The 22066-nt window shown below is 40.6% G+C and carries 17 protein-coding genes; 12 read left to right on the forward strand and 5 right to left on the reverse strand.

The window, feature by feature from the left end; translation table 11 throughout:
• Positions 1-221, reverse strand: a 221-nt coding sequence (locus tag I8748_RS16580) for a tryptophan-rich sensory protein (protein WP_198125673.1), incomplete at its 3' end; no start/stop codon positions are given.
• Positions 222-1642: 1421 nt separating this feature from the next.
• Between I8748_RS16580 and I8748_RS16585 the strand changes: the two genes are divergently transcribed.
• Genes I8748_RS16585 through I8748_RS16600 form a run of 5 tightly spaced genes read left to right on the forward strand, consistent with a single transcriptional unit; the run spans position 1643 to position 6311 of the window.
• Positions 1643-2878 (forward strand): sedoheptulose 7-phosphate cyclase, encoded by a 1236-nt coding sequence (locus I8748_RS16585; protein WP_198125674.1) that lies wholly within the window; start codon positions 1643-1645, stop codon positions 2876-2878.
• Positions 2878-3717 (forward strand): O-methyltransferase, encoded by an 840-nt coding sequence (locus I8748_RS16590; RefSeq protein WP_198125675.1) that lies wholly within the window; start codon positions 2878-2880, stop codon positions 3715-3717. Before I8748_RS16585 ends, I8748_RS16590 begins: the two co-directional genes overlap by 1 nt.
• 11 nt (positions 3718-3728) lie before the next feature.
• Entirely contained in the window at positions 3729-5123 is a 1395-nt protein-coding gene (locus I8748_RS16595; protein WP_198125676.1) for an ATP-grasp domain-containing protein, read from the forward strand.
• A gap of 5 nt (positions 5124-5128) precedes the next feature.
• Positions 5129-5260 (forward strand): hypothetical protein, encoded by a 132-nt coding sequence (locus tag I8748_RS35720; RefSeq protein WP_263975831.1) that lies wholly within the window; start codon positions 5129-5131, stop codon positions 5258-5260.
• A gap of 7 nt (positions 5261-5267) precedes the next feature.
• Entirely contained in the window at positions 5268-6311 is a 1044-nt protein-coding gene (locus I8748_RS16600) for a D-alanine--D-alanine ligase family protein (protein ID WP_198125677.1), read from the forward strand.
• 178 nt (positions 6312-6489) lie between these two features.
• Here the strand turns inward: I8748_RS16600 and I8748_RS16605 are convergent, their stop codons facing one another.
• Positions 6490-6963 carry a TspO/MBR family protein gene (locus tag I8748_RS16605; protein WP_198125678.1) on the reverse strand — a complete coding sequence of 158 codons (474 nt, stop codon included), beginning with the start codon at positions 6961-6963 and terminating at the stop codon, positions 6490-6492.
• Positions 6964-7306: 343 nt separating this feature from the next.
• Between I8748_RS16605 and I8748_RS16610 the strand changes: the two genes are divergently transcribed.
• The gene (locus I8748_RS16610) at positions 7307-7876 is read left to right on the forward strand and encodes a DUF3611 family protein (RefSeq protein WP_198125679.1); all 570 of its coding nucleotides are present in this window, start codon (positions 7307-7309) and stop codon (positions 7874-7876) included.
• 251 nt (positions 7877-8127) lie between these two features.
• Here the strand turns inward: I8748_RS16610 and I8748_RS16615 are convergent, their stop codons facing one another.
• Together I8748_RS16615 and era are read right to left on the reverse strand one after the other, a co-directional pair.
• Complete coding sequence (locus tag I8748_RS16615) at positions 8128-8805, reverse strand: response regulator (protein ID WP_198125680.1); 678 nt, start codon at positions 8803-8805, stop codon at positions 8128-8130.
• 82 nt (positions 8806-8887) lie between these two features.
• Positions 8888-9856 (reverse strand): GTPase Era, encoded by a 969-nt coding sequence (gene era / locus I8748_RS16620; protein WP_198125681.1) that lies wholly within the window; start codon positions 9854-9856, stop codon positions 8888-8890.
• A 171-nt stretch (positions 9857-10027) separates the two neighbouring features.
• Between era and I8748_RS16625 the strand changes: the two genes are divergently transcribed.
• A complete protein-coding gene (locus tag I8748_RS16625) occupies positions 10028-11110 on the forward strand; it encodes an ATP-dependent 6-phosphofructokinase (RefSeq protein WP_198125682.1) in 1083 nt (360 codons plus the stop codon).
• Between the two features lie 220 nt (positions 11111-11330).
• Here I8748_RS16625 and I8748_RS16630 read toward each other — a convergent pair whose 3' ends face one another.
• Positions 11331-12458 (reverse strand): M14 family metallopeptidase, encoded by a 1128-nt coding sequence (locus I8748_RS16630; protein WP_198125683.1) that lies wholly within the window; start codon positions 12456-12458, stop codon positions 11331-11333.
• 123 nt (positions 12459-12581) lie between these two features.
• On the opposite strand from I8748_RS16630, the gene I8748_RS16635 reads away from it, so the two are divergent.
• The 5 genes from I8748_RS16635 to metH all read left to right on the forward strand — a co-directional run bounded on the left by I8748_RS16635 (position 12582) and on the right by metH (position 22062).
• Positions 12582-16703 carry a tetratricopeptide repeat protein gene (locus I8748_RS16635; protein WP_318781231.1) on the forward strand — a complete coding sequence of 1374 codons (4122 nt, stop codon included), beginning with the start codon at positions 12582-12584 and terminating at the stop codon, positions 16701-16703.
• Between the two features lie 505 nt (positions 16704-17208).
• Entirely contained in the window at positions 17209-17493 is a 285-nt protein-coding gene (locus tag I8748_RS16640) for a hypothetical protein (protein ID WP_198125684.1), read from the forward strand.
• Positions 17490-17909 (forward strand): type II toxin-antitoxin system VapC family toxin, encoded by a 420-nt coding sequence (locus I8748_RS16645; RefSeq protein ID WP_198125685.1) that lies wholly within the window; start codon positions 17490-17492, stop codon positions 17907-17909. Before I8748_RS16640 ends, I8748_RS16645 begins: the two co-directional genes overlap by 4 nt.
• A gap of 19 nt (positions 17910-17928) precedes the next feature.
• On the forward strand, positions 17929-18348 hold the full coding sequence (locus tag I8748_RS16650; protein WP_198125686.1) for a hypothetical protein: 420 nt from the start codon (positions 17929-17931) through the stop codon (positions 18346-18348).
• Between the two features lie 168 nt (positions 18349-18516).
• Complete coding sequence (gene metH / locus I8748_RS16655; RefSeq protein WP_198125687.1) at positions 18517-22062, forward strand: methionine synthase; 3546 nt, start codon at positions 18517-18519, stop codon at positions 22060-22062.
• Positions 22063-22066 lie beyond the last annotated feature (4 nt).

Below are 22066 nucleotides of genomic sequence, written 5' to 3' on the forward strand. Positions count from 1 at the left end.
CAGGTAACTAGGCTTCCGGGATTTTTTTGCCAAACGATATTAGCTGAAGCAGCACCGCAAATAAAAATTACAGTCCAGATGAGTGGGATAAACGGCTCAAAAACTAACCATCGAGGGCGACTCAAGTGGGTGAACCATTTGACATCACGGGGTGTAATCAAAAAACTTGCGATCGCAACTAAAAATGTTACGGCCCCTACAATCATCCAAGATGAAATCATACTTACACTATGTCTTTATCTTTTGTCAATTCCTACACTGCAAGTTTGACAATTTAAGGCTTACGTTTAATCAGTCATTGGTTTGAATCTCGGTACATCATTAATAGTACTGGGCAGACATCGAATGACAGATTTATGAGCTATAATCCCTGTCATATAAGCTTTTTATTCCTTTCTTCTGCCATATATTATTTGATTTTTTAAGTATAAATACTCAAACATACTCATTTGTTGCTGATATGGTTATTCAGTAAATACATATATTTTGTCAATAAGTATTAATACTTATATAGTCAAAAATCATACTTAGCTCATAAAACTAGCAAAATTCTAAAACTGTATATCTATCGTTTGAAATGTGCCTTTAGTATAGGTGCATTAATTTACGAAGAATGATATGTTTAGAAACGTAAATAAAATGTGAAGCGTTTTAAGCAGGTCAAACAGCTGCTCAGGGTTGGTTGCCGCCCGTTAACCCATGCACTAATAGTCCGTAACTTCCTAGGACTATATCTACTGCTGACGCTTTGAAAATGAGAGACAATTCATGAAACTTCATCTATTTGGATTTTTAGGAGCCATAGGCTTCAAAAAAGACTCTTGACATTTCTGCTGCGCTTGTGAAAGTAGATGCGCTCAAAATTTAGCGCTACATTTCGCCATGCGTCACATTTTCATTACCATTAAAAGCTCTGAGATATACCTCTTTTTTTATTAAATTAGAGGCATTTCAGATGCAATATATTTTTGGTGAAGTATGCTTTTCTTAAGAGTTCAGTCACTTCTAACTGAATCATAAAAAAGCAACTTGGCTTTATGTTCATATGACTCTTTTCGCACATCAAGGATAAAAATAAGGAACATCGTTTAGGCAGGTTTAAACCTAGCGGAAAACGCCTCAGAGAGAGCAATTACTTGTTTTGATAGAAAATTAAAAAAATCAGGTGCAATAATTTGCAAATAATGGTATGTTAAAAATTATGAAGAAAACCTTAAGGGCTTTCATCAGTCAGACAGGTTCTCTCACTTAGTTGCAATTCATTCCATTATTCATCCGCTAGAAGTACCTAATTTTCTGGTCTACATCTAGTATTAACACTTTGAAAGTGAGGGAAAATCTATAAAGTCTTTACTGACTGTATTTGTTGAAAAATTCAGTTTCAGCAAATACTTGTAAAATTTTTGCGGTGCTTGCAAAAGTAAATGTGCTAAGGCTTAGCACTAGGTAATTACATGCTCAAAATTGCAATTCTCATCTAATAGCTTGAGGAACTGCTTCTTTTGAATTTCTAAATAGAAGGGTTCCGAATTATTGAGGATTTTTAGCAAAGCATGTATTTATAGAAGTGATGTAACTTCTAGCTGAATTTAAAGAACAAATCAACTCTGTACTACTATTTTCTAATCAAAGGAAAAGAATAATGAGCATCGTCCAAGCAAAGTTAGAAGCTTCTGCAAATGCCTTTCATGTGGAAGGTTATGAAAAGATTGAGTACGATTTAGTTTATGTAAATGGTGTTTTTGATATTAAAAATCAAGAACTTGCAGATGTATACAGAAGTTTTGGCCGTTGCTTGGCCGTTGTAGATGCTAACGTCAGCCGTTTCCACGGTAATCAAATTCAGCAATACTTTCAATATTACGGTATCGATTTAACACTTTTCCCCATAACTATTACTGAGCCAAACAAAACCATCCAAACTTTTGAGACAGTTATAGATGCGTTTGCAGATTTTAGACTAGTTCGCAAAGAACCGGTTTTGGTAGTAGGTGGCGGTTTAATTACAGATGTAGTAGGTTTTGCTTGCTCTGCTTATCGCCGTAGCAGCAATTACATCCGTATTCCTACAACTTTGATTGGCTTAATTGATGCCAGTGTGGCCATCAAAGTTGCAGTTAACCATAAAAAGCTAAAAAACCGTTTGGGTGCTTATCATGCTTCCAAAAAAGTTTTCTTAGACTTCTCTTTCTTGCGGACTTTGCCTACAGACCAAGTACGTAACGGCATGGCGGAATTAATTAAAATTGCTGTAGTTGGTCACAAAGAAGTATTTGAGTTGTTAGAAAAGTACGGCGAAGAACTGCTACGCACTCACTTTGGTAATATTGATGCAACTCCAGAAATTCAAGAAGTAGCTCATGAAGTGACTTACAAAGCCATCAAAAAGATGTTGGAATTGGAAGTACCTAACCTCCATGAATTAGACCTAGATAGAGTCATTGCTTACGGACATACTTGGAGTCCGACATTAGAACTTGCACCCCGTGTCCCGATGTTCCACGGACATGCAGTCAACATTGATATGGCTTTATCTGCAACGATCGCAGCTAAACGAGGTTATATTAGCACCCAAGAACGCGATCGCATTTTAGGCTTGATGAGTCGTATCGGTCTAGCACTAGACCATCCTTTATTGGATGCAGAACTTTTATGGCGTGCTACCAAGTCTATCAGTTTGACCCGCGATGGTTTACAAAGAGCCGCCATGCCAAGACCTATCGGTGAGTGCTTCTTTGTCAACGACTTTACAGAGGAAGAATTAACAGAAGTTTTAGCTGAACATAAAGAACTTTGCATCACCTATCCTCGTGGTGGCGAAGGTGTAGACATGTATCCGGCTACCGCATCTAAAGAACTAGTCGGGAGTGCAAAATAATGTCTAGCGTCATTGCAAAACCCACAGCTAGACCTGTGACACCGTTGGGAATCTTGACAAAGAAGCTAGAAGCTGCTGTACAAGAGATTAATCAACGCACAGATTTACCAGCGGAATTAGTAGCTAATATCAAGCAAGCATGGCGTTTAGCAGCAGGTCTAGACCCTTACATAGAAGAATACACCACCCAAGAATCGGCTGCTTTGGCTGCACTCGCCGAGACAACCGCAACAGAAGCCTGGGGTGAACACTTTACAGAAGGGACAACTGTACGACCTCTAGAACAAGAAATGCTATCTGGTCATATAGAAGGACAAACCCTAAAAATGTTTGTTCACATGACCAAAGCTAAAAAAGTGCTAGAAATCGGTATGTTCACAGGTTATTCTGCACTAGCAATGGCAGAAGCATTACCTGCGGATGGACTATTGGTTGCTTGTGAAGTAGACCCTTACGCGGCTGAAGTCGGACAAACTGCTTTCAATCAATCTTCTGACGGTGCAAAAATTCGCATCGAATTAGGTTCAGCTTTGGAAACCCTAGAGAAATTGGCTGAAGCTGGAGAATCCTTTGACTTAGTATTTATCGATGCCGATAAAAAAGAGTACATAGCGTATTTCCAAAAGCTGCTAGATACGAACTTGCTAGCACCAGAAGGCTTTATCTGCGTTGATAATACATTGCTGCAAGGAGAGGTGTATTTACCTGCACAAGAACGCAGCGTCAACGGCGAAGCGATCGCACAGTTTAATCGTACCGTAGCCCTTGACCCGCGTGTAGAACAGGTAATATTGCCGCTGCGAGATGGCTTAACAATTATCCGCAGAGTAAATCCATAGCCTGGTTTGTTATGGCACAATCTATTTCTTTCTCCTCCGCACCTGCTACACCTTCCGTACCTGCAACAAGCAAAATAGCCGCTATTTTCCCCAACATTGGCACATTGACTTTGCTTTTACTAGCATTGCCAATTAATGCCAGCATCGTTTTCGTAACGTTGTTGTTGCGTGCTATTTTGCGTCCTTTCTTACCTCCAGTTGTCAAAGCTACGAATCCGAAAAATATCTTGATCAGTGGCGGTAAAATGACCAAAGCTTTACAACTGGCCAGGTCATTTCACGCCGCCGGACATCGAGTAGTTTTGTTGGAAACTCATAAATATTGGTTGACAGGACATCAATATTCCCAGGCGGTAGATAAATTTTACACAGTTCCCGCTCCCCAGGAGAACCCAGAACGCTATACCCAGGCTTTAATAGATATCATCAAACAAGAAAATATTGATATCTACATACCTGTCACCAGTCCAGTCGGAAGCTACTACGACTCTTTAGCAAAACCAGAGTTATCGCGTTATTGCGAAGTGTTTCACTTTGACGCAGATATTACTCAGATGCTAGATGATAAATATGCCCTGGCTGAGACTGCGCGATCGCTTGGTTTATCGGTACCCAAATCTTTCAAAATCACCTCTGCTGAACAAGTCTTAAATTTTGACTTTTCTGGGGAAACTCGTAAATATATCCTCAAAAGCATACCTTACGACTCAGTGCGGCGTTTGGACTTAACCAAACTTCCCTGTGCTACACCAGAAGAAACAGCAGCATTCGTCAGAAGCTTACCCATCAGTCCCGAAAAGCCGTGGATTATGCAAGAATTTATCCCTGGTAAGGAATTTTGCACCCATAGCACCGTCCGAAATGGGGAACTGAGATTACATTGTTGCTGTGAATCTTCAGCATTTCAAGTCAACTATGAAAACGTTGAAAATCCGCAAATTCTGGAATGGGTGAAGCATTTTGTCAAGGAACTGAAACTCACAGGACAGATTTCCTTTGACTTTATCCAAGCTGAAGACGGCACAGTTTATGCTATTGAGTGCAACCCGCGGACTCACTCAGCAATTACCACTTTCTACGACCATCCCAAAGTTGCAGAAGCTTACCTTAGCAAAGAAGCAACAACTGAAACTTTGCAGCCATTACCCACAAGCAAACCTACATATTGGACTTACCATGAAGTGTGGCGTTTGACTGGTATCCGTTCCTTCAAGCAATTGAAAACATGGATTTGGAATATTTGGCGCGGGACTGATGCAATTTACAAATTCCATGACCCCTTACCGTTTTTAATGGTGCATCACTGGCAAATTCCTTTGTTGTTGCTGAAGAATTTGCGTCAACTCAAAGGTTGGACGCGGATAGATTTCAATATCGGGAAGCTGGTGGAATTGGGAGGAGATTGAGGGTTATGCCTCACGCAAAGGCGCAAAGACAAGGCAGCGCGTTGGGCGGCTTTGCCGACTTGAAGCGACTGCCGCGCAAAGAGGAAGTTTTTCTCTGTGTCTTTGTGGCTTTGTGGTTTATTTATATCTTTAGGTAGATGAATTATGTCAATACTTCGTATTCTTCATTTAGTTGGGTCAGCAGACAATGAATTTTATTGTAATTTGTCACGTCTTTATGCTCAGGACTGTTTGACAGCAACAGCAGATCCATCGCGTTATGACTTTCAAATTGCATATATTACACCTGACCGCCAGTGGCGATTTCCTCGTTCCCTGAGTCGAGAAGATATTGCTGCTAGTAAATCGGTTCCTTTGTCTGAAGCGATAGAGTTGATCACAAAGCAAAACATTGACCTTGTGTTACCACAAATGTTTTGTATACCTGGAATGACTCAGTACCGCGCTTTATTCGACCTACTCCAGATTCCTTACGTAGGCAATACTGCGGATCTCATGGCAATAACGACCCACAAAGCCAGAACCAAAGCAATTGTTGAAGCAGCAGGGGTGAAAGTACCTCGTGGAGAGATACTTCGCAAAGGGGACGTTCCGACAATTACACCTCCAGCAATTATTAAACCTGTAAATTCTGACAACTCTTTAGGGGTATCTTTAGTCAGAGAAGCTACTGACTATGACGCAGCTTTGAAGCAAGCATTTGAATATGCGGATGAGGTAATTGTAGAAACATTCATCGAAGCCGGTCGTGAAGTCAGATGCGGTATCATTGTAAAAGATAGGGAACTAGTGGGTTTACCCCTTGAAGAATATCTGCTAGACCCCCACAACAAACCCATCCGCATCCATACTGATAAACTTCTACAATCGGACGATGGTGAATTGCGTTACGCTGCTAAAGATAATATCAAGTCTTGGATTGTAGATCCTAACGACCCGATTACCCAAAAAGTTCAGGAAGTAGCTAAAAAGTGTCATCAGGCTTTAGGTTGTCGCCACTACAGTTTATTTGACTTCCGCATCGACCCAAATGGACAACCTTGGTTTTTAGAAGCTGGGTTATATTGTTCTTTTGCCTCCAAAAGTGTGATATCCTCTATGGCGAAAGCAGCTGGAATTCCCATAACTGAGTTACTAAGAACGGCTATCAATGAAACATTAGGCAGTAAGCTTCAAGCGATCGCTTAAAGCTTTGCAAGTATATCATTTGCGATCGCCTTCTTGGGAGCGCATCGCTTCCAATACTGTATAGGTTTAGGAATCATACCAATTCTCTAAAATCCGGCAGGACATTCAAACTTCAAAATTCAGACCATATCTGACGAATCTTAATTACGAATTACGAATTACGAATTACGAATTAGTATTAAGCATCTTGAGGATTTAGACGAGTCATTTCCCAAGTTGTGTAAGTGCCTATGGGACTCCATAGCAAATAAGGAACTAATAACAGTGCAGCCCAACCAGAAATAGTTAAGACTATAAGTATCAAAAAAGCACCTATAATAAAACCTGCACCACCAATAATTGTGCCTGCTTTCAAGCTGCGAAGCCTGAACATTACAGGTGTGTAGGCAATAATTACAATTTCTAAAAGCAGGTATAAACCCATTATTAACCACGTTGAATTAGTTCCTGGGTTTTTTTCCCAGACAATATAAGCTGACCAAGCACCACAAATAAATATTATAGTCCAGATAAATGGAATGGCTGCTTCAAAAGTTAGCCAATTTGGTCTTTGTAGACGTTTGAACCACTTGCGATCGCTAGGAGTAATCAAGTTAGCTCCCAAAGCAATTATAAAAGCTACACCTCCAATTACCATCCAAGATTTAATCATACACTTTATCCTTTGCGTAGACTCGAAGAGGCTTGTCGTTACACATCGCTGCTTTTCGTTTAAATATCACTCTTGATAGTGCGATTTTGTCAATTTAATTGCTAAATACTCATCACCCCTGAGTTTGATCAATTAATATCATTTGGCAGGATTTGAAAAATCGGTAGATAAAAGTTAGTTGTCAGTTGTCAGTTGTTTTTATCCCCCTGCTCCCCTGCTCCCCTGCGCTAAGTATTCCCCAAGATTACGCGGTGATTCTGTCTAGGGATGGGCGTATGGATTGAACTGTGGGAATATGCTTAAAAACTGGGGCATATTGTGATTATCTAGGGTAGAAGTTAATATGCAAAGTGAATCAGAAGTGCGATCGCTAGCACCAGCAACTCAAGGAATTGGTAATACTATTCGCTTCACAGGCTGGATTGCTTTCTGGCTACAATTGGGACTTGCAGTAGTTTCTGGCATAGCTTTGTTGTTCGCTGCTACTGGTCGTGGTTTTACCGATCAACCAAATGCTGGTCTTGGGGTTGGCATTTTTTGGGCTGTATGCGGAGTTTTATTAGTTTTATTCAATGTTTATTGGGATTTTCGTTACACTCGCATAGGCAAAAGATTAGCAAATCCTAATGCGGCTGTGCATCCTAGTAAGGCGGATACAACTAAAGCCATCCGATTGGGAATAATTGTAAGTTTAGCCGGGATATTATTAACGCTCTTGGGTGCTGGAGCAACCTTAGCTGTACTAGTAGCAAAATCTATATCCCAACCTCCCGGAGTAGCAATAACTGATCCATACAACATTATTCGAGCGCTTGATGTGTTTGTAATGCTGGGTAACGTTAATGCTATTACTGCTCATTTTGTAGGCACCGTTGCCTCACTGTGGTTGCTAGAGCAAGTGCATAAACACTAGTTTGAATTTAGAATTAAAACAAGATAAACTTGACAATTTAAGTTGATGACTGATAACTGTGAACAGTTAAGGAATTTCAATGTAGGGTGCGTTGTCGCCAAGCGCAATGCACCGCCAACAATTAATTAAAGGTGGGTGATTCCTGCGGCATAACACGCCCTACTGGCTAAAAATTTATGATAATGAGCGTAGATCCTAATTATGTCAATTGAAATAATTAAGGAAATTCCAAATAGCAGTAGTGGATATGATTAAACTAAACCAGAACGCAAGGCAACAACAGCTGCTTGCACGCGATCGTCAACTGCTAGTTTGTTCATGATCCCCCGAACGTGAGTTTTAACTGTATTGGGGCTGAGATATAGTTTTTCAGCTATTTCTGGGTTGCTTAACCCATCTACCATTAGTTTTAAGACTTCTAACTCACGCACAGATAGGTTAGCAATGTTGTTGGTAGGCGATGGCGGTTTAAGATTGTCAATTACTTGTCTGGCAATTTGGGGATCGAGGTAGGCTGCACCATCAACTGCGGCAGCGATCGCACTCAATAGTCGCTCTACACTCGCACCTTTGATACAATAAGCATCGGCACCGCTAGATAATGCCGCAATAATTTCTGTCTCCGTTTTGTGCGATGTCAACATCACCACATGAGTTTCTGGTAATGCTGCCTTAATTTGCTTTGTCGCTGCAATGCCATCTAGTCTTGGTAAGCCAATATCCATGACTACCAAATCAGGTTTTAATTTCAGCGCTGCTTGCACACCTAAATAGCCATCTTCCGCTTGTCCCACAATTTGCAACTGGGGATGAGCCATTAATGACTGTTCTAATCCCAGTTGCATCATGGGATCATCTTCGACTATTAAGACGCGCAATTGAGAAACATTGGTAGGTAAATTGAAGTGATGGCTGGTATCTGGAGACATTTTCAGAAGTTAGAAGTTAGGAGTTAGGAGTTAGAAGTTAAGTCTTTAATTAAAAACTCATAACTTTGAACTCCTAACTTATTTATTCTTCCACGCGATAGCCCAACTCGGCTAAGCTGACGCGAGAGTGACGCCATTTTGGTTGCACTTTCACGAATAGTTCTAGGTAGACTTTGCCAGATATTAACTTTTGGATTTGTTCGCGGGCTGCACTACCAACTGCTTTGAGCATTGAGCCACCTTTACCAATCAGAATCCCTTTTTGAGAATCCCGTTCTACGTGTATGGTGGCAAGTACACGGGTAATGGTTGGTGTTTCTTCTACTTTATCAATGGCGATCGCTACTGAATGGGGTACTTCTTCCCGCGTCAACAGCAAAATTTGTTCACGAATCAACTCACCCATGATAAAGCGTTCGGGTTGGTCTGTCACCAAGTCCGGGGGATAGTATAATGGCCCGGTTTCTAAATGCTCGATTAATATCTGTTGAAGTTCGGGTAATGCTGCACCACTTTTGGCGGAAAATTTCACTGTTGGCCATTGATGAGATTTAGCCAACTGTTCGTAACTCTCATCAATAACTTGAGTATCTGCAGGTTGTTGGTCAATTTTGTTTATACCTAAAATCACCTGTGTTTGACTACGAATCAGTAAATCGGCAATAAAGTGATCGCCTGCACCACAAACTGCTGTTCCATCTACTACAAATAGCACTACATCTACTGATTCAATGGCTATTTTGGCATTTTGTACCAGCACTTCTCCCAATTGATGATGAGGTTTATGAATGCCTGGTGTGTCTACAAAAATTAACTGTGCTTCTGGTGTAGTTAAAATGCCTCGTAAACGATTACGTGTTGTTTGTGCTACTGGTGATGTAATCGCTATTTTTTGTCCTATTAATTGATTCATTAAAGTAGATTTACCGACATTTGGACGACCAATAATGCCGATAAAACCTGACTTAAATTCAGGAGGAGCCTGGGGAATTGTGACTTCTCCTGAATAAGAGAAGGTGTAATTATCAATACTAGTCAACTTTGGCTCCATCCTCGTAATTTATAGATGAGGTAAATGGGTTTTTTCCCAAAACATCAACAATCATAAAATCACCCTAACATTTTTAGGGATTGCTTCTGCTTAGGCTTAATGTACTACTAACCTTTGCTTAGGTTTAATCTACTACTAATCATACTTGGATCATAACGTCAAAAGAAAGATATGGGAGAACACAAACGCATTGGCATTCTTACTAGTGGGGGAGATTGCTCTGGTTTGAATGCTGTAATTAGAGCTGTGGTACATTGTGCTGTGAATACCTATGGCTGGGAAGTGTTAGGAATTCGTCAAGCTACATTAGGATTAATGGCACGTCCACCACAAGCTACAAAACTGGAAATTGAACAAGTTGATTCGCTGTTAACTGCTGGTGGTACAATGTTGGGAACAACCAATAAAGGCGATCCTTTTGCTTTTCCCATGCCTGATGGTAGTTTGTGCGATCGCTCCGAAGAAATTATCGCAGGCTATCATGAATTAAATTTAGATGCTTTGATTGGTATCGGTGGTGATGGCAGTTTGGCAATTCTTCGCCGCCTGGCACAACAAGGTGGTATTAATTTAGTTGGTATTCCCAAAACCATTGATAATGATATTGGTGTTACTGAACATGCCATTGGTTTTGATACAGCTGTTAATATCGCCACTGAAGCATTAGATAGGTTGCATTTTACAGCTGCTAGTCATAGCCGCGTCATGATTTTAGAAGTGATGGGACGTGATGCGGGACACATAGCAATAGCTGCGGGAATTGCGGGGGGAGCAGATGTAATTTTAATTCCAGAAATTCCCTACACCATTGACCATATTTGCTACAAAATCAAAGAACGCCAAGAAACAGGCAAAAACTACTGTTTGATTATTGTATCTGAGGCAGTTCGCACCCACGATGGGGAAATTGTGACGATGACAAACCGCCTAGGACAATCGCGATATGGTGGTATTGGTGAATATTTAGCAGATCAAATTATCCAGCGTGTTGGTGTAGAAACGCGAGTCACAGTTTTAGGACACATTCAACGGGGTGGAACTGCTTCCCCACTAGATAGATTAGTTGCAACAGCTTTTGGCGTCGCGGCGGTTAATTTAATAGCAGAAGGTAAATACGATCGCATGGTAACATGGCAAAATCGTCAAGTATTAAGCGTACCAATTACAGAAGCGATCGCTCAATACAGCGCCGTTGATCCTAATGGTACTTTAGTTAAAACCGCTCGTGGCATGGGGATTTATTTAGGAGACTAAATTTAGTTAGGAGTTAGGAGTTAGGAATTATGTTTTCTCTTTGTGCCTTTGTGGTTAAATAAATTATTTTTAAACCGCAGAGGCGCAGAGGAGGACACTTCCGTGCGGGGGTTCCCCCCCGTTGAGGAAAGTGTCCGTGACGCAGAGAGAATAAATAAAGATTTTCACGATGATTGAGAAATGCTGTAGTACTATTCAGTCATCAGTCATCAGTCATCAGTTAACTAATAACTCCAAGTACAAATTCACCTTGATTTACAGCTTGATTAGTTGAAATGTCATAAACCAATCCACTTTCTTGGGCAAAGATATCTATGACACTTGGCAATTTACTTTCTTTATTAAAACTGAGGATTTGATACAGTTGATCACCAGCTTTGACTTGAGTACCTAATTCTACTCTAGATTGAATCATGCCACCTGCGATCGCATAATATTTTTTCCTCTTGCTGCTGGTGAAAAAAGACATTCTATCATTTTTTGTTTGATATGGTAAATTATGAATTTGCAATACACCTTTTTGTATTAAATAGTTTTTCACACCCCTAACACCTTTAGCTACTGAATCAGGGTTCATCTGCATTCCTGTTCCTAGTTCCAGTGTCCAAGCTTCTATATCAAATTTGATTTCTCTACCAAGTTGTTGAAAAAGAGTTTCCAAAGCTAACCAAGGCTTGATAAAAGCTTCATCAAAAGCATCACCATCATATTTATCAAGTAAAATTCCGAAATCAAGCAAAAAGTATTTTGCACTATCTTCTCGATTGCAGAAGTAATAAACATAGTCTAAAGCTTGATTTGTAGAACTGTGTAAATCAATCAAATAATCCGCATCTAAACTGATAGATTGTAATTGGTAGCGAAAACTTTCAGTGAAAGGTACGCTAGTTGGAGAATTAATTTTTTCTAAAAGTTTGGCGAATTGCTCTTGAATTATAGTTAAATAATTTTGGCGAACGACCTTTGGAGTAAGATGAAGTTGAGATTTAGTAAATTCTACTAAATCATCAGCTTCTTTCTCATAGTCCCAAAATATCCGATTCCAATCCTTAGCTTCATAGGTACAATATCGCCCAGGGGAAAAATGTTGAGCGCGTTCATTTGTACCCATAGGATTACAAACCGGAACTAACCAAATTTCTCCAGCTAAATCAGTAGCATTGATTGTCAATAAAAACTCTATTAATTGGTGAATAACAGCATTCCCAGCGATTTCTGCACCATGTAAATTAGATTGAATATAAACCTTTTTACCTGGTTGATCGCCAACGAATTTGTAAACTTGAAGAAACAGGCGATCGCCCGAAGCCATTTGACGTAAAAAAATCGTTTCAATAACTGGCAGCATAAAATAATTAGCTAATAATAATTTGAAGTCTCACCCACTTAAAAGCCACACAAACCCAAATCATACCAACTTGCGGGGAACTATCAAAACTCAATCTTCCTCTCTGCGCCTTTGCGTCTCTGCGTGAATTACCCAGATAAGCTAACATCAGATTACCGAGTCACCAGCACAGCAGCAATGGCAACAAATAGGTTGCGAATCACACATCAAAGCGAAACAATCCAACTTTCCTGGCAACGCCGATATGAAAATCCTCGCCTTGCCCCAGCAGTCCCTTTCCAACAACCTTTTGATGCAGAAAACGCGGCTGAACTGCGCTGGTATTTAGAAGATTATTTAAAATTTCCTTACGGTATTTTTCCTGGTAACGCTGCAAAAATCGAACAAAAATTACAGCAATGGGGACAAGACTTATTTGAACTAGTATTTCGCAGCAGTGAGAAAGCGCGAGAGTTTTTTCAAGAAGCGACAAGGGAAGGACTTGATAACTGTGAACTGGGCATCATTTCCGATAAGGCCGAAGTGCTGAACTTGCCTTGGGAGTTGCTATATTCCCCCGACTATCAATTTCTTGCGCCTTCACTGGCGGGAATGTATCGCAGTCTCAGCAGTCAGGCTGTAAAAGCACCATTGCCACCAATGCCCGATGATCAACTGAATATATTATTAGTAATTGCCCGTCCTGACGATGAGCAAGATGTAGGTTTTAAAACCATTGCCCGTCCCTTGCTGGCAGCGTTGCAACCAATACGCCAGCGAGTCAATCTTAAAGTATTGCGTCCCCCTAGCTTGAAAGCGTTTGAAGCGGAACTCCAGGCGAATAAAGGTTTTTATCATATCGTCCATTTTGATGGACATGGAAATTTTGACAACAACACACAGGGCGTTTTAGTCTTTGAGGATGAACTGGGAAATGAGCAAGTTGTTAGCGCGAGGGAAATTGCTCAATATTTAACAGATTGTCGTGTGCCGATTTTTGTACTGAATGCTTGCAAATCTGGACAAGTAGGCGAAGAAGCCTTTTCTTCTGTGGCGGGACAGTTGGTGAAATTGGGGGCAAAGGGTGTGGTAGCGATGGCGTATTCAGTTTACGCCAAAGGTGCAGAACACTTTATTGGGCGGTTGTATGGGGAATTAGTCAGGGGAGAGTGTATCGCCGCAGCCGTTGCAGCTGGGCGCAAGTCCATGTCTATTGAAAAACTGCGCCCCAGCCCGAAAGGAAATTTACCTTTACAAGACTGGCTTGTGCCGATTTTATATCAGCAGGAACCTTACACGCCCTTTGTTCCTAAGAAGACAGCACCGAGTTTTGCCGATTTGATGGCGCAAGCAGACAACACGCCACAAAGCAGCAAAGCTGTAGATTTACCCGATGAAAGTGCTTATGGTTTTATTGGGCGAGATTATGAGATTTTACGTTTAGAAAGAGCATTTCGGCAAAATCATGTAGTGTTAGTGCAGGGAATGGGCGGTGTTGGGAAGACTGAGTTAGTCGCAGGTTTCGCCCGGTGGTTGGATGATACTCAAGGACGTGAACATATTTTTTTCACCTCCTTTGAACAAGGTGCGGGGTTGAGTCAGGTAATTAACCAAATTGGTAGGGCATTAGGTGGTGAAAGATTTTCCCAAATGATGCCAGAACAGCAAGAGGGTGTGGTGCGGCAATATCTGCAAACTCATCGTTGTTTGTTGATTTGGGATAACTTTGAACCTGTTAATGGTTTTCCTACGGGGAATGAACCTTTAGTGAGTGGGGAAGAAAGAAATAAGCTCAAGCGGTTTCTTAAGGAATTGCGGGGTGGTAAATCTTGGGTATTAATTACCAGTCGCCGCGAAGAACCTTGGCTAGATTGTGGGTATAGTTTAATCAATTTGCGGGGGTTGTCTCAAGCGGATGCCCAAGAGTTAGCCGCGAAGATTTTGCAAACGGTGGGTGTGGAGAGAAAGAACCTGCCAGCAGAGTATTTGGAGTTGTTGAAATTGTTGGGGGGACATCCGTTGTCTTTGCGGGTGGTGTTGCCGCATTTAAAGACACAGACACCCGTGCAGTTAATTGAGGCGCTGCGGCGGGGGTTGGATACTTTTGAAGGTGAGGAGGATGAGGACAAGGATAAGTCGCTTACTATATCCTTGGATTATTCCTTTGGCAAGTTGTCGGAGAAGACAAGAAGGCATTTGCCATTTTTGGGTTTTTTCTATGAGAGGATTGATGCCATAACACTTAATATGTGTTCTGAAGCTTTAAGTAATCAGTTTCGACAAAAATATCAAGCTTTATTTGGCGAGATACTAAAAGAATCTAACTGGATAAAAATATTAGATGAAGGTGTACAAGCAGGTATTTTGGAAAATTGGAATCACGATTTAATTCAGCTTGCTCCCTCCTTACTCATGACATTTGTCAATAATGGTAGTAATTCTTATAAAATTCATCCAACATTACCTTGGTATTTTCGCCAGATCTTATCTAAACATCATTCCCCAGCAATGATTAGAGACTTAGAGAAAGCAATAATAGAATTTTATGCATTTTTTGCGGCAACTATATCTGAAAATTTAATTGGTGAAAATTCTCATTATTTGTATAACGTGCTACTCTTTGAAGAGCCTAATATCCTTCAAAGTCTACACAATGCAGAACATTATAAAGATTGGCATAGTATCCAATTTTTATTGCAAGCGTTAAGTGAAATCTATATTCGCCAAAGTCGTAAAGATGAATGGAAAAGCTTGCAGCGAAGAATAAGGAGTCAAATTGGTTTAAAACTATCAGAAGCAAAATCTAAAGGTAATGATGCAGTTAGTTTATGGATTTATTTACGAAGTGCAGATGCTAGAGAAATATCTGACTATACAAAAACAGCAAAATTTTCAGCTATTTGTCAGGAAATACTAAGCGAGTTAGAAGAACTTAAAGATACATTGACAGATGCTAAAATAGCAGGTTTATATGTTAGTCTTGGGATAGCAGCTCAAAGACAAGGAATATTTGAGCAAGCAAAGGAATATTATTATACTGCACTCCCAATTTTTGAATCAGACGAGGATTTTCCAGAAGTCTCTAGAATTTATCATCAATTAGGCAATTTAGCTTTTTTTCAAAATAATTATCAAGAAGCCAAAGAATATTATCAAAAATCTCTAGCAATAAGAGAAAATTCTCATGATGGTAGAGCAGCAAATAATTATTATCAACTTGGGCTTATAGAGTCAAACAAAGCAAATTTAGAGCAAGCTAAAGAGTATTTTAATAAAGCTTTTAATATTTATATAAAACAAGTAAATATAAAACAAATACCAGCAGTATTGATTAATTTAGGAGATATTGCAGCCCAAGAAGGCAATCAAATATCTAGCATTAGTTATTATAAACAAGCTCTCCAAATAGCTGAAGATATGGAGGGTGCTGACTATTTAACAGCTGTTATTTTATATAATTTAGGTAGCTTATCATGGAAAAATAAAAACTATGAAGAATCTGCTAACTACTGTAAAAAGTCATTTCACATTGCTGAAAAGCTCGAAAACTGGGACTTAGCTTCTCAAGCATTAACTTCTTGGGGTCATGCTTTAGTAGAAGAAGGGCATTTAACCGAAGCTTTAAAGCTATACTTTCAAGCATTAATGATAGACATTGATGCTGATGATGAAAAACTTGATGCTCAACTAAATGTCATATCACAAGTCTCTATGAAATTTGGCGAAGATCAGTTTATGAAGACATTTTGGCAGCTACTATCTGAAGATGACTCAGGTGAGGTATATTTAGCAATGCGGCTACTAACTAAAAAAAGATATGTTAATGATTTTAAGTTAAAAAATATTAAAAATATCAAACCTCTTATAGATAACATAATTACATTAATCAAACAAAAAAATCCTGAAAGATTAGATGCTGTATTTGATACATTCGGTCATACTGTTTCTTTTAATAAATCGATTACACAAGCTTTACGCTTGGAACTGGAAAACGATCATGACTCACTAGCTTGGTTTTGCAGTTATGTGTCTAGTGAAATTAACTCTAAAGCAGACAATAATAATCTCAATCCTAGTATGAATATGGTAAAGCTTTTACTAGATAATGAATTTAAAATTTTTGAAGATTTTATACCTGGAAATGACTTTCCAGGAAGAATTTTGATTGTAAATGATAAAAAATTCAATCAACTGCCTAGCCACGTCAAACAGAAATTAGAACAAGACTTTAATATCTCACAACACATGATAGATAACGATGGGTGAGTTTTGTAGGGTGTGTTATGGACGATAGTCCTAACGCACCGCCAGAGATTTACGGTGCGTTACGCTGGCGCGATAACGCACCCTACCGGACTGCCTTAATTTTAAGAAATTGAATCAGTATATTGTTGATTTTTCTGGCTAGCTGGGAAATTTAAAAAGGGTTGCATATTAAAATCGGCATTAATGAGCATTTTTCTCTACCATGTGTAGCTCATTCATCAGTTTTATTTAAATTTTACTAGCGATCGCATCAGCATAAGCCTAAAAATCACGATGTTCGTTACGTCAAGCCAGCCGTTCGTAACAACTGCGGTCGCAATATGAAAAGCAGCTTGTTCTATCCTAGAAACAAAAGGAACAGAACTATGCAAGCCTACAAACTAAACGGTACAATCGACAAATCAGGTCATCTAATTGTAGACCAAACCGGGAATATTTAAAGGAAAAACATAATTTGTAAGATCGCCTAAAATATTATTTAATAATATAAATAAGGAAAACTAGTATGCAAGCCTACAAGCTCAACGCCACAATTGACGAATCAGGTCATTTGATTATTGACGAACCTCTAAATATTGCTCCTGGGAAAGTGGAAGTCATTATTTTGCAGCCAGTTCCATCCTTGGAAAGTGCTACAGGAACTTCTGCTGAGTCACAGCCAGAAAAGCCTAAGAGACAAACAAAAATCAAAGCTTTGCAAGGCTGGTTTGAAAAAACACAACCTGCTCCTCCTGATTTTGACCCAGACCAAGCCAGATGGGAAGCTTTAAAGGAGAAACATAATCTGTGAAAGTCCTGTTAGACAGCAATGTTATTCTAGATGTTGCTCTTGAACGACAACCTTTTTTTAGCAATAGCGAGACAGTTGTATCATTTGTTGAAAATGGGCAAATAGAAGGCTACATCTGTGCAGCTTCTTTTGGTGACATTTACTACATAATCCGTAAAGAAAAAGGTCGAAATCTAGCCCTTGAATTTTTGAGGGAAATAGTTACTTTCTGTCGTATCGCTACCGTAGACAGTACCGCAATCAATGTGGCACTAACGACTAATTTTAGAGATTTTGAAGACGTTATTCAATATAGCACTGCGGTACTCAATCACTTAGACGCTATTATTACCCGCAACCCAGCAGATTTTCCAGTTACTAGTCCTAGAATTATCACCCCTGAAGAGTTAATTCAAGAATTAACAAACAGTCAATAAACCATAAAAGTAAATATATATGAATCCCCAATTAACCATTGCCGAAATTCAAGAAATTCAACAACTTCTCCCAGACGACACCCAAGCGCAACAAGCATTAACTACTCTGCAACAAAACAACGGCTATCTCGAAGCTAGTTTTGATGCAGTTTGGCAGGAGAAATTCGGTAAAACAGATTTTGGCAAAGGCAAATCTCTGTTGCAACTCACCCTCGATGAAATTCGCACTGAAATCTGCGGTGATGATGGTTTACGGGGCAAAATCAAAGAATACACAAGTAATCCCAGTAGTGCTTCTTTATTCAACAGTATCATTGGCTCACTAGTCGCCGTCGCAGCAGTACATGGAATACCCATTGATGGCGCGATCGCCACTATTGTAGTATTGTATATCTTAAAGATTGGGATAAACGTTTTTTGCAAATATACTGAACCGTAGGATGAGCAGGGGAGCAGGGGAGCAGGGGAAGAAAAATAACAACTGACAACCTTGTCAGCATATCAGATTCATCAAAATACTAAAGAAATTTTTAAAATCATGGAAAATAATAATATTAAGTAGAGTATCACAATACTCTATTGATTTCCTCATTTCCTCTAGGAAAATATGACTCATCCTTTCCTTGAACGCCTGCGTAGTCCAGAACTCCCGGTTATCGTCTTTGACGGTGCCATGGGAACCAACTTACAAACGCAAAACCTCACCGCTGAAGATTTCGGCGGCCCACAGTATGAAGGTTGTAATGAATACTTAGTCCACACGAAACCCGAAGCTGTGGCTAAGGTTCACCGTGACTTTCTCGCCGCTGGTGCAGATGTCATTGAAACGGATACTTTCGGCAGTACGTCCATTGTACTGGCAGAATATGACTTGGCAGACCAAGCATATTATCTCAGCAAGACAGCGGCGGAATTAGCAAAGCGTGTGGCGGCGGAATTTTCTACGCCAGAAAAACCCAGGTTTGTCGCGGGTTCCATCGGCCCCACAACGAAATTACCTACCTTGGGACATATTGACTTTGACACCATGAAAGCTGCTTTTGCTGAACAAGCAGAGGCGTTGTGGGATGGTGGCGTTGATTTATTTATTGTAGAGACTTGCCAAGATGTGCTGCAAATTAAAGCGGCGCTGAATGGCATTGAAGAAGTTTTTGCAAAGAAAGGCGATCGCCGTCCGCTGATGGTTTCTGTGACAATGGAAAGCATGGGTACAATGCTGGTAGGTACAGAAATCAGCGCTGTGTTAACAATTCTGGAACCTTACCCAATTGATATTCTCGGCTTGAACTGTGCCACAGGCCCAGACTTGATGAAACCGCACATCAAGTATTTGGCAGAACATTCGCCTTTCATTGTTTCTTGTATTCCTAATGCAGGTTTGCCTGAAAACGTTGGTGGTCAAGCACATTACCGCCTCACAGCGTTAGAATTACGGATGGCATTGATGCATTTTGTTGAAGATTTGGGTGTCCAAGTGATTGGGGGTTGCTGTGGGACGCGTCCAGAACATATTCAACAATTGGCAGAAATTGCTCAAGATTTAAAACCAAAGGTAAGACAGCCGAGTTTAGAACCTGCGGCAGCATCAATTTACACCACGCAACCATACGACCAAGATAATTCTTTCTTGATTGTGGGTGAACGTCTCAACGCCAGCGGTTCTAAAAAGTGCCGCGATTTGCTGAATGCCGAAGATTGGGATGGGCTGGTGTCGATGGCGAGGGCGCAAGTTAAAGAAGGCGCCCATGTGCTTGATGTCAACGTCGATTATGTGGGGCGCGATGGTGTGCGGGATATGCACGAATTAGTTTCCCGCATTGTCAATAATGTGACACTACCGTTGATGCTCGACTCCACAGAATGGGAAAAAATGGAGGCGGGTTTAAAAGTTGCTGGTGGTAAGTGTTTGCTCAACTCCACCAACTACGAAGACGGCGAACCCCGGTTTTTGAAAGTGTTGGAATTGGCGAAAAAGTACGGTGCTGGTGTCGTTATTGGTACTATCGATGAAGAAGGCATGGCGCGCACAGCCGAGAAAAAATTTGCGATCGCTCAACGCGCTTACCGTCAAGCTGTAGAATACGGCATCCCTGCAACGGAAATATTCTTTGATACTTTAGCATTACCCATTTCTACGGGGATTGAAGAAGACCGAGAAAACGGTAAAGCCACCATAGAAGCAATTCTGCGGATTCGGCAAGAATTGCCAGGTTGTCATGTGATTTTAGGTGTATCCAATATATCCTTCGGCTTAAACCCAGCAGCGCGAATTGTGCTGAACTCGGTGTTTTTGCACGAAGCAATGGCAGTGGGAATGGATGCAGCCATAGTCAGCGCTAGCAAGATTTTACCACTTTCTAAGATTGAAGAACGCCATCAAGAAGTTTGTCGGCAATTGATTTACGATGAGCGGAAATTTGAGGGTGATGTCTGCGTTTATGACCCCTTGGCAGAACTGACTACGTTATTCCAAGGGGTGACAACCAAACGCAACAAAGGCGTGGACGAAAGTTTACCTATCGAGGAACGTCTCAAGCGTCATATCATCGACGGCGAACGCATTGGTTTAGAAGAACAGCTTCAAAAAGCTTTAGAACAATATCCACCCTTGGAGATTATTAATACTTTCCTGCTGGATGGCATGAAAGTTGTAGGTGAGTTATTTGGTTCTGGACAAATGCAACTACCTTTCGTGTTGCAGTCTGCGGAAACCATGAAAGCAGCGGTGGCGTTTTTAGAACCGTTCATGGAAAAATCGGAGACTGGTAACAATGCCAAAGGTACGTTTATCATTGCCACAGTTAAAGGTGATGTCCACGACATTGGTAAAAACTTGGTGGATATTATCTTGTCGAATAACGGCTACAAGGTGATAAATTTGGGAATTAAGCAGCCGGTGGAAAATATTATTCAAGCTTACGAAGAACATCAAGCTGATTGTATTGCCATGAGTGGTTTGCTGGTAAAATCCACGGCTTTTATGAAAGAGAATTTGGAGGTATTTAACGAAAAGGGAATTACCGTCCCGGTGATTTTAGGTGGTGCGGCGCTAACTCCCAAGTTTGTGAATCAAGATTGCCAAAACACTTACAAAGGTAAAGTTGTTTATGGTAAAGATGCCTTTTCTGACTTGCATTTCATGGATAAATTAATGCCAGCCAAAGCTGCTGATAAATGGGATGATTTGCAAGGATTTTTGGATGAAGTAGCAACCCAAGAATTAGAATCTAACAATCATAAATCACAAACCCCTGCTGAAGCATCCCGACTCCCGACTCCCAACTCCCTACTCCCTGTAGATACAAAACGTTCGGACGCTGTAACTTTAGATATTCCCCGTCCCACGCCGCCTTTCTGGGGAACAAAGTTGTTACAGCCTGCTGATATTCCTTTTGAGGAAATATTCTGGTATTTGGATTTGCAAGCTTTGATTGCAGGACAATGGCAATTCCGCAAGCCAAAGGAACAATCTAAGGAAGAATATCAAGCTTTCTTGGATGAGAAGGTGTATCCGATTTTGGAAAACTGGAAGCAGCGAATTATTGAGGAGAATTTGTTGCAGCCGCAGGTGATTTATGGGTATTTTCCTTGTCAAGCTGAGGGGAATACTTTGTATGTTTATGATCCGAACCGCCAAGACGCCAAGGACGCAGAGGTAAGAGCAAGTTTTGAGTTTCCGCGGCAGAAGTCGGGGAAAAGGCTGTGTATTGCAGATTTCTTTGCACCGAAGGAGTCGGGAATAATTGATGTGTTCCCGATGCAGGCGGTGACTGTGGGTGATATTGCCACGGAGTTTGCCCAAAAGTTGTTTGCAGCAAATCAATACACTGACTATCTGTATTTCCACGGCTTGGCGGTGCAAGCTGCAGAGGCGTTGGCGGAGTGGACACACGCTAGAATTCGCCTGGAGTTGGGTTTTGGTGATCAGGAACCGAATAATATTCGGGATGTGTTAGCACAGCGATATGCTGGTTCACGGTATAGTTTTGGCTATCCGGCTTGTCCGAATATTCAGGATCAGTTTAAGCAACTGGAGTTATTGGAGAGCGATCGCATTAACTTATATATGGATGAAAGTGAACAACTTTATCCAGAACAGTCAACAACGGCGATTATTGCCTATCACCCAGTAGCGAAATACTTCACCGCTTAGAATT

The organism is Amazonocrinis nigriterrae CENA67 (assembly GCF_016056305.1).
GTDB classification, from domain to species: domain Bacteria; phylum Cyanobacteriota; class Cyanobacteriia; order Cyanobacteriales; family Nostocaceae; genus Amazonocrinis; species Amazonocrinis nigriterrae.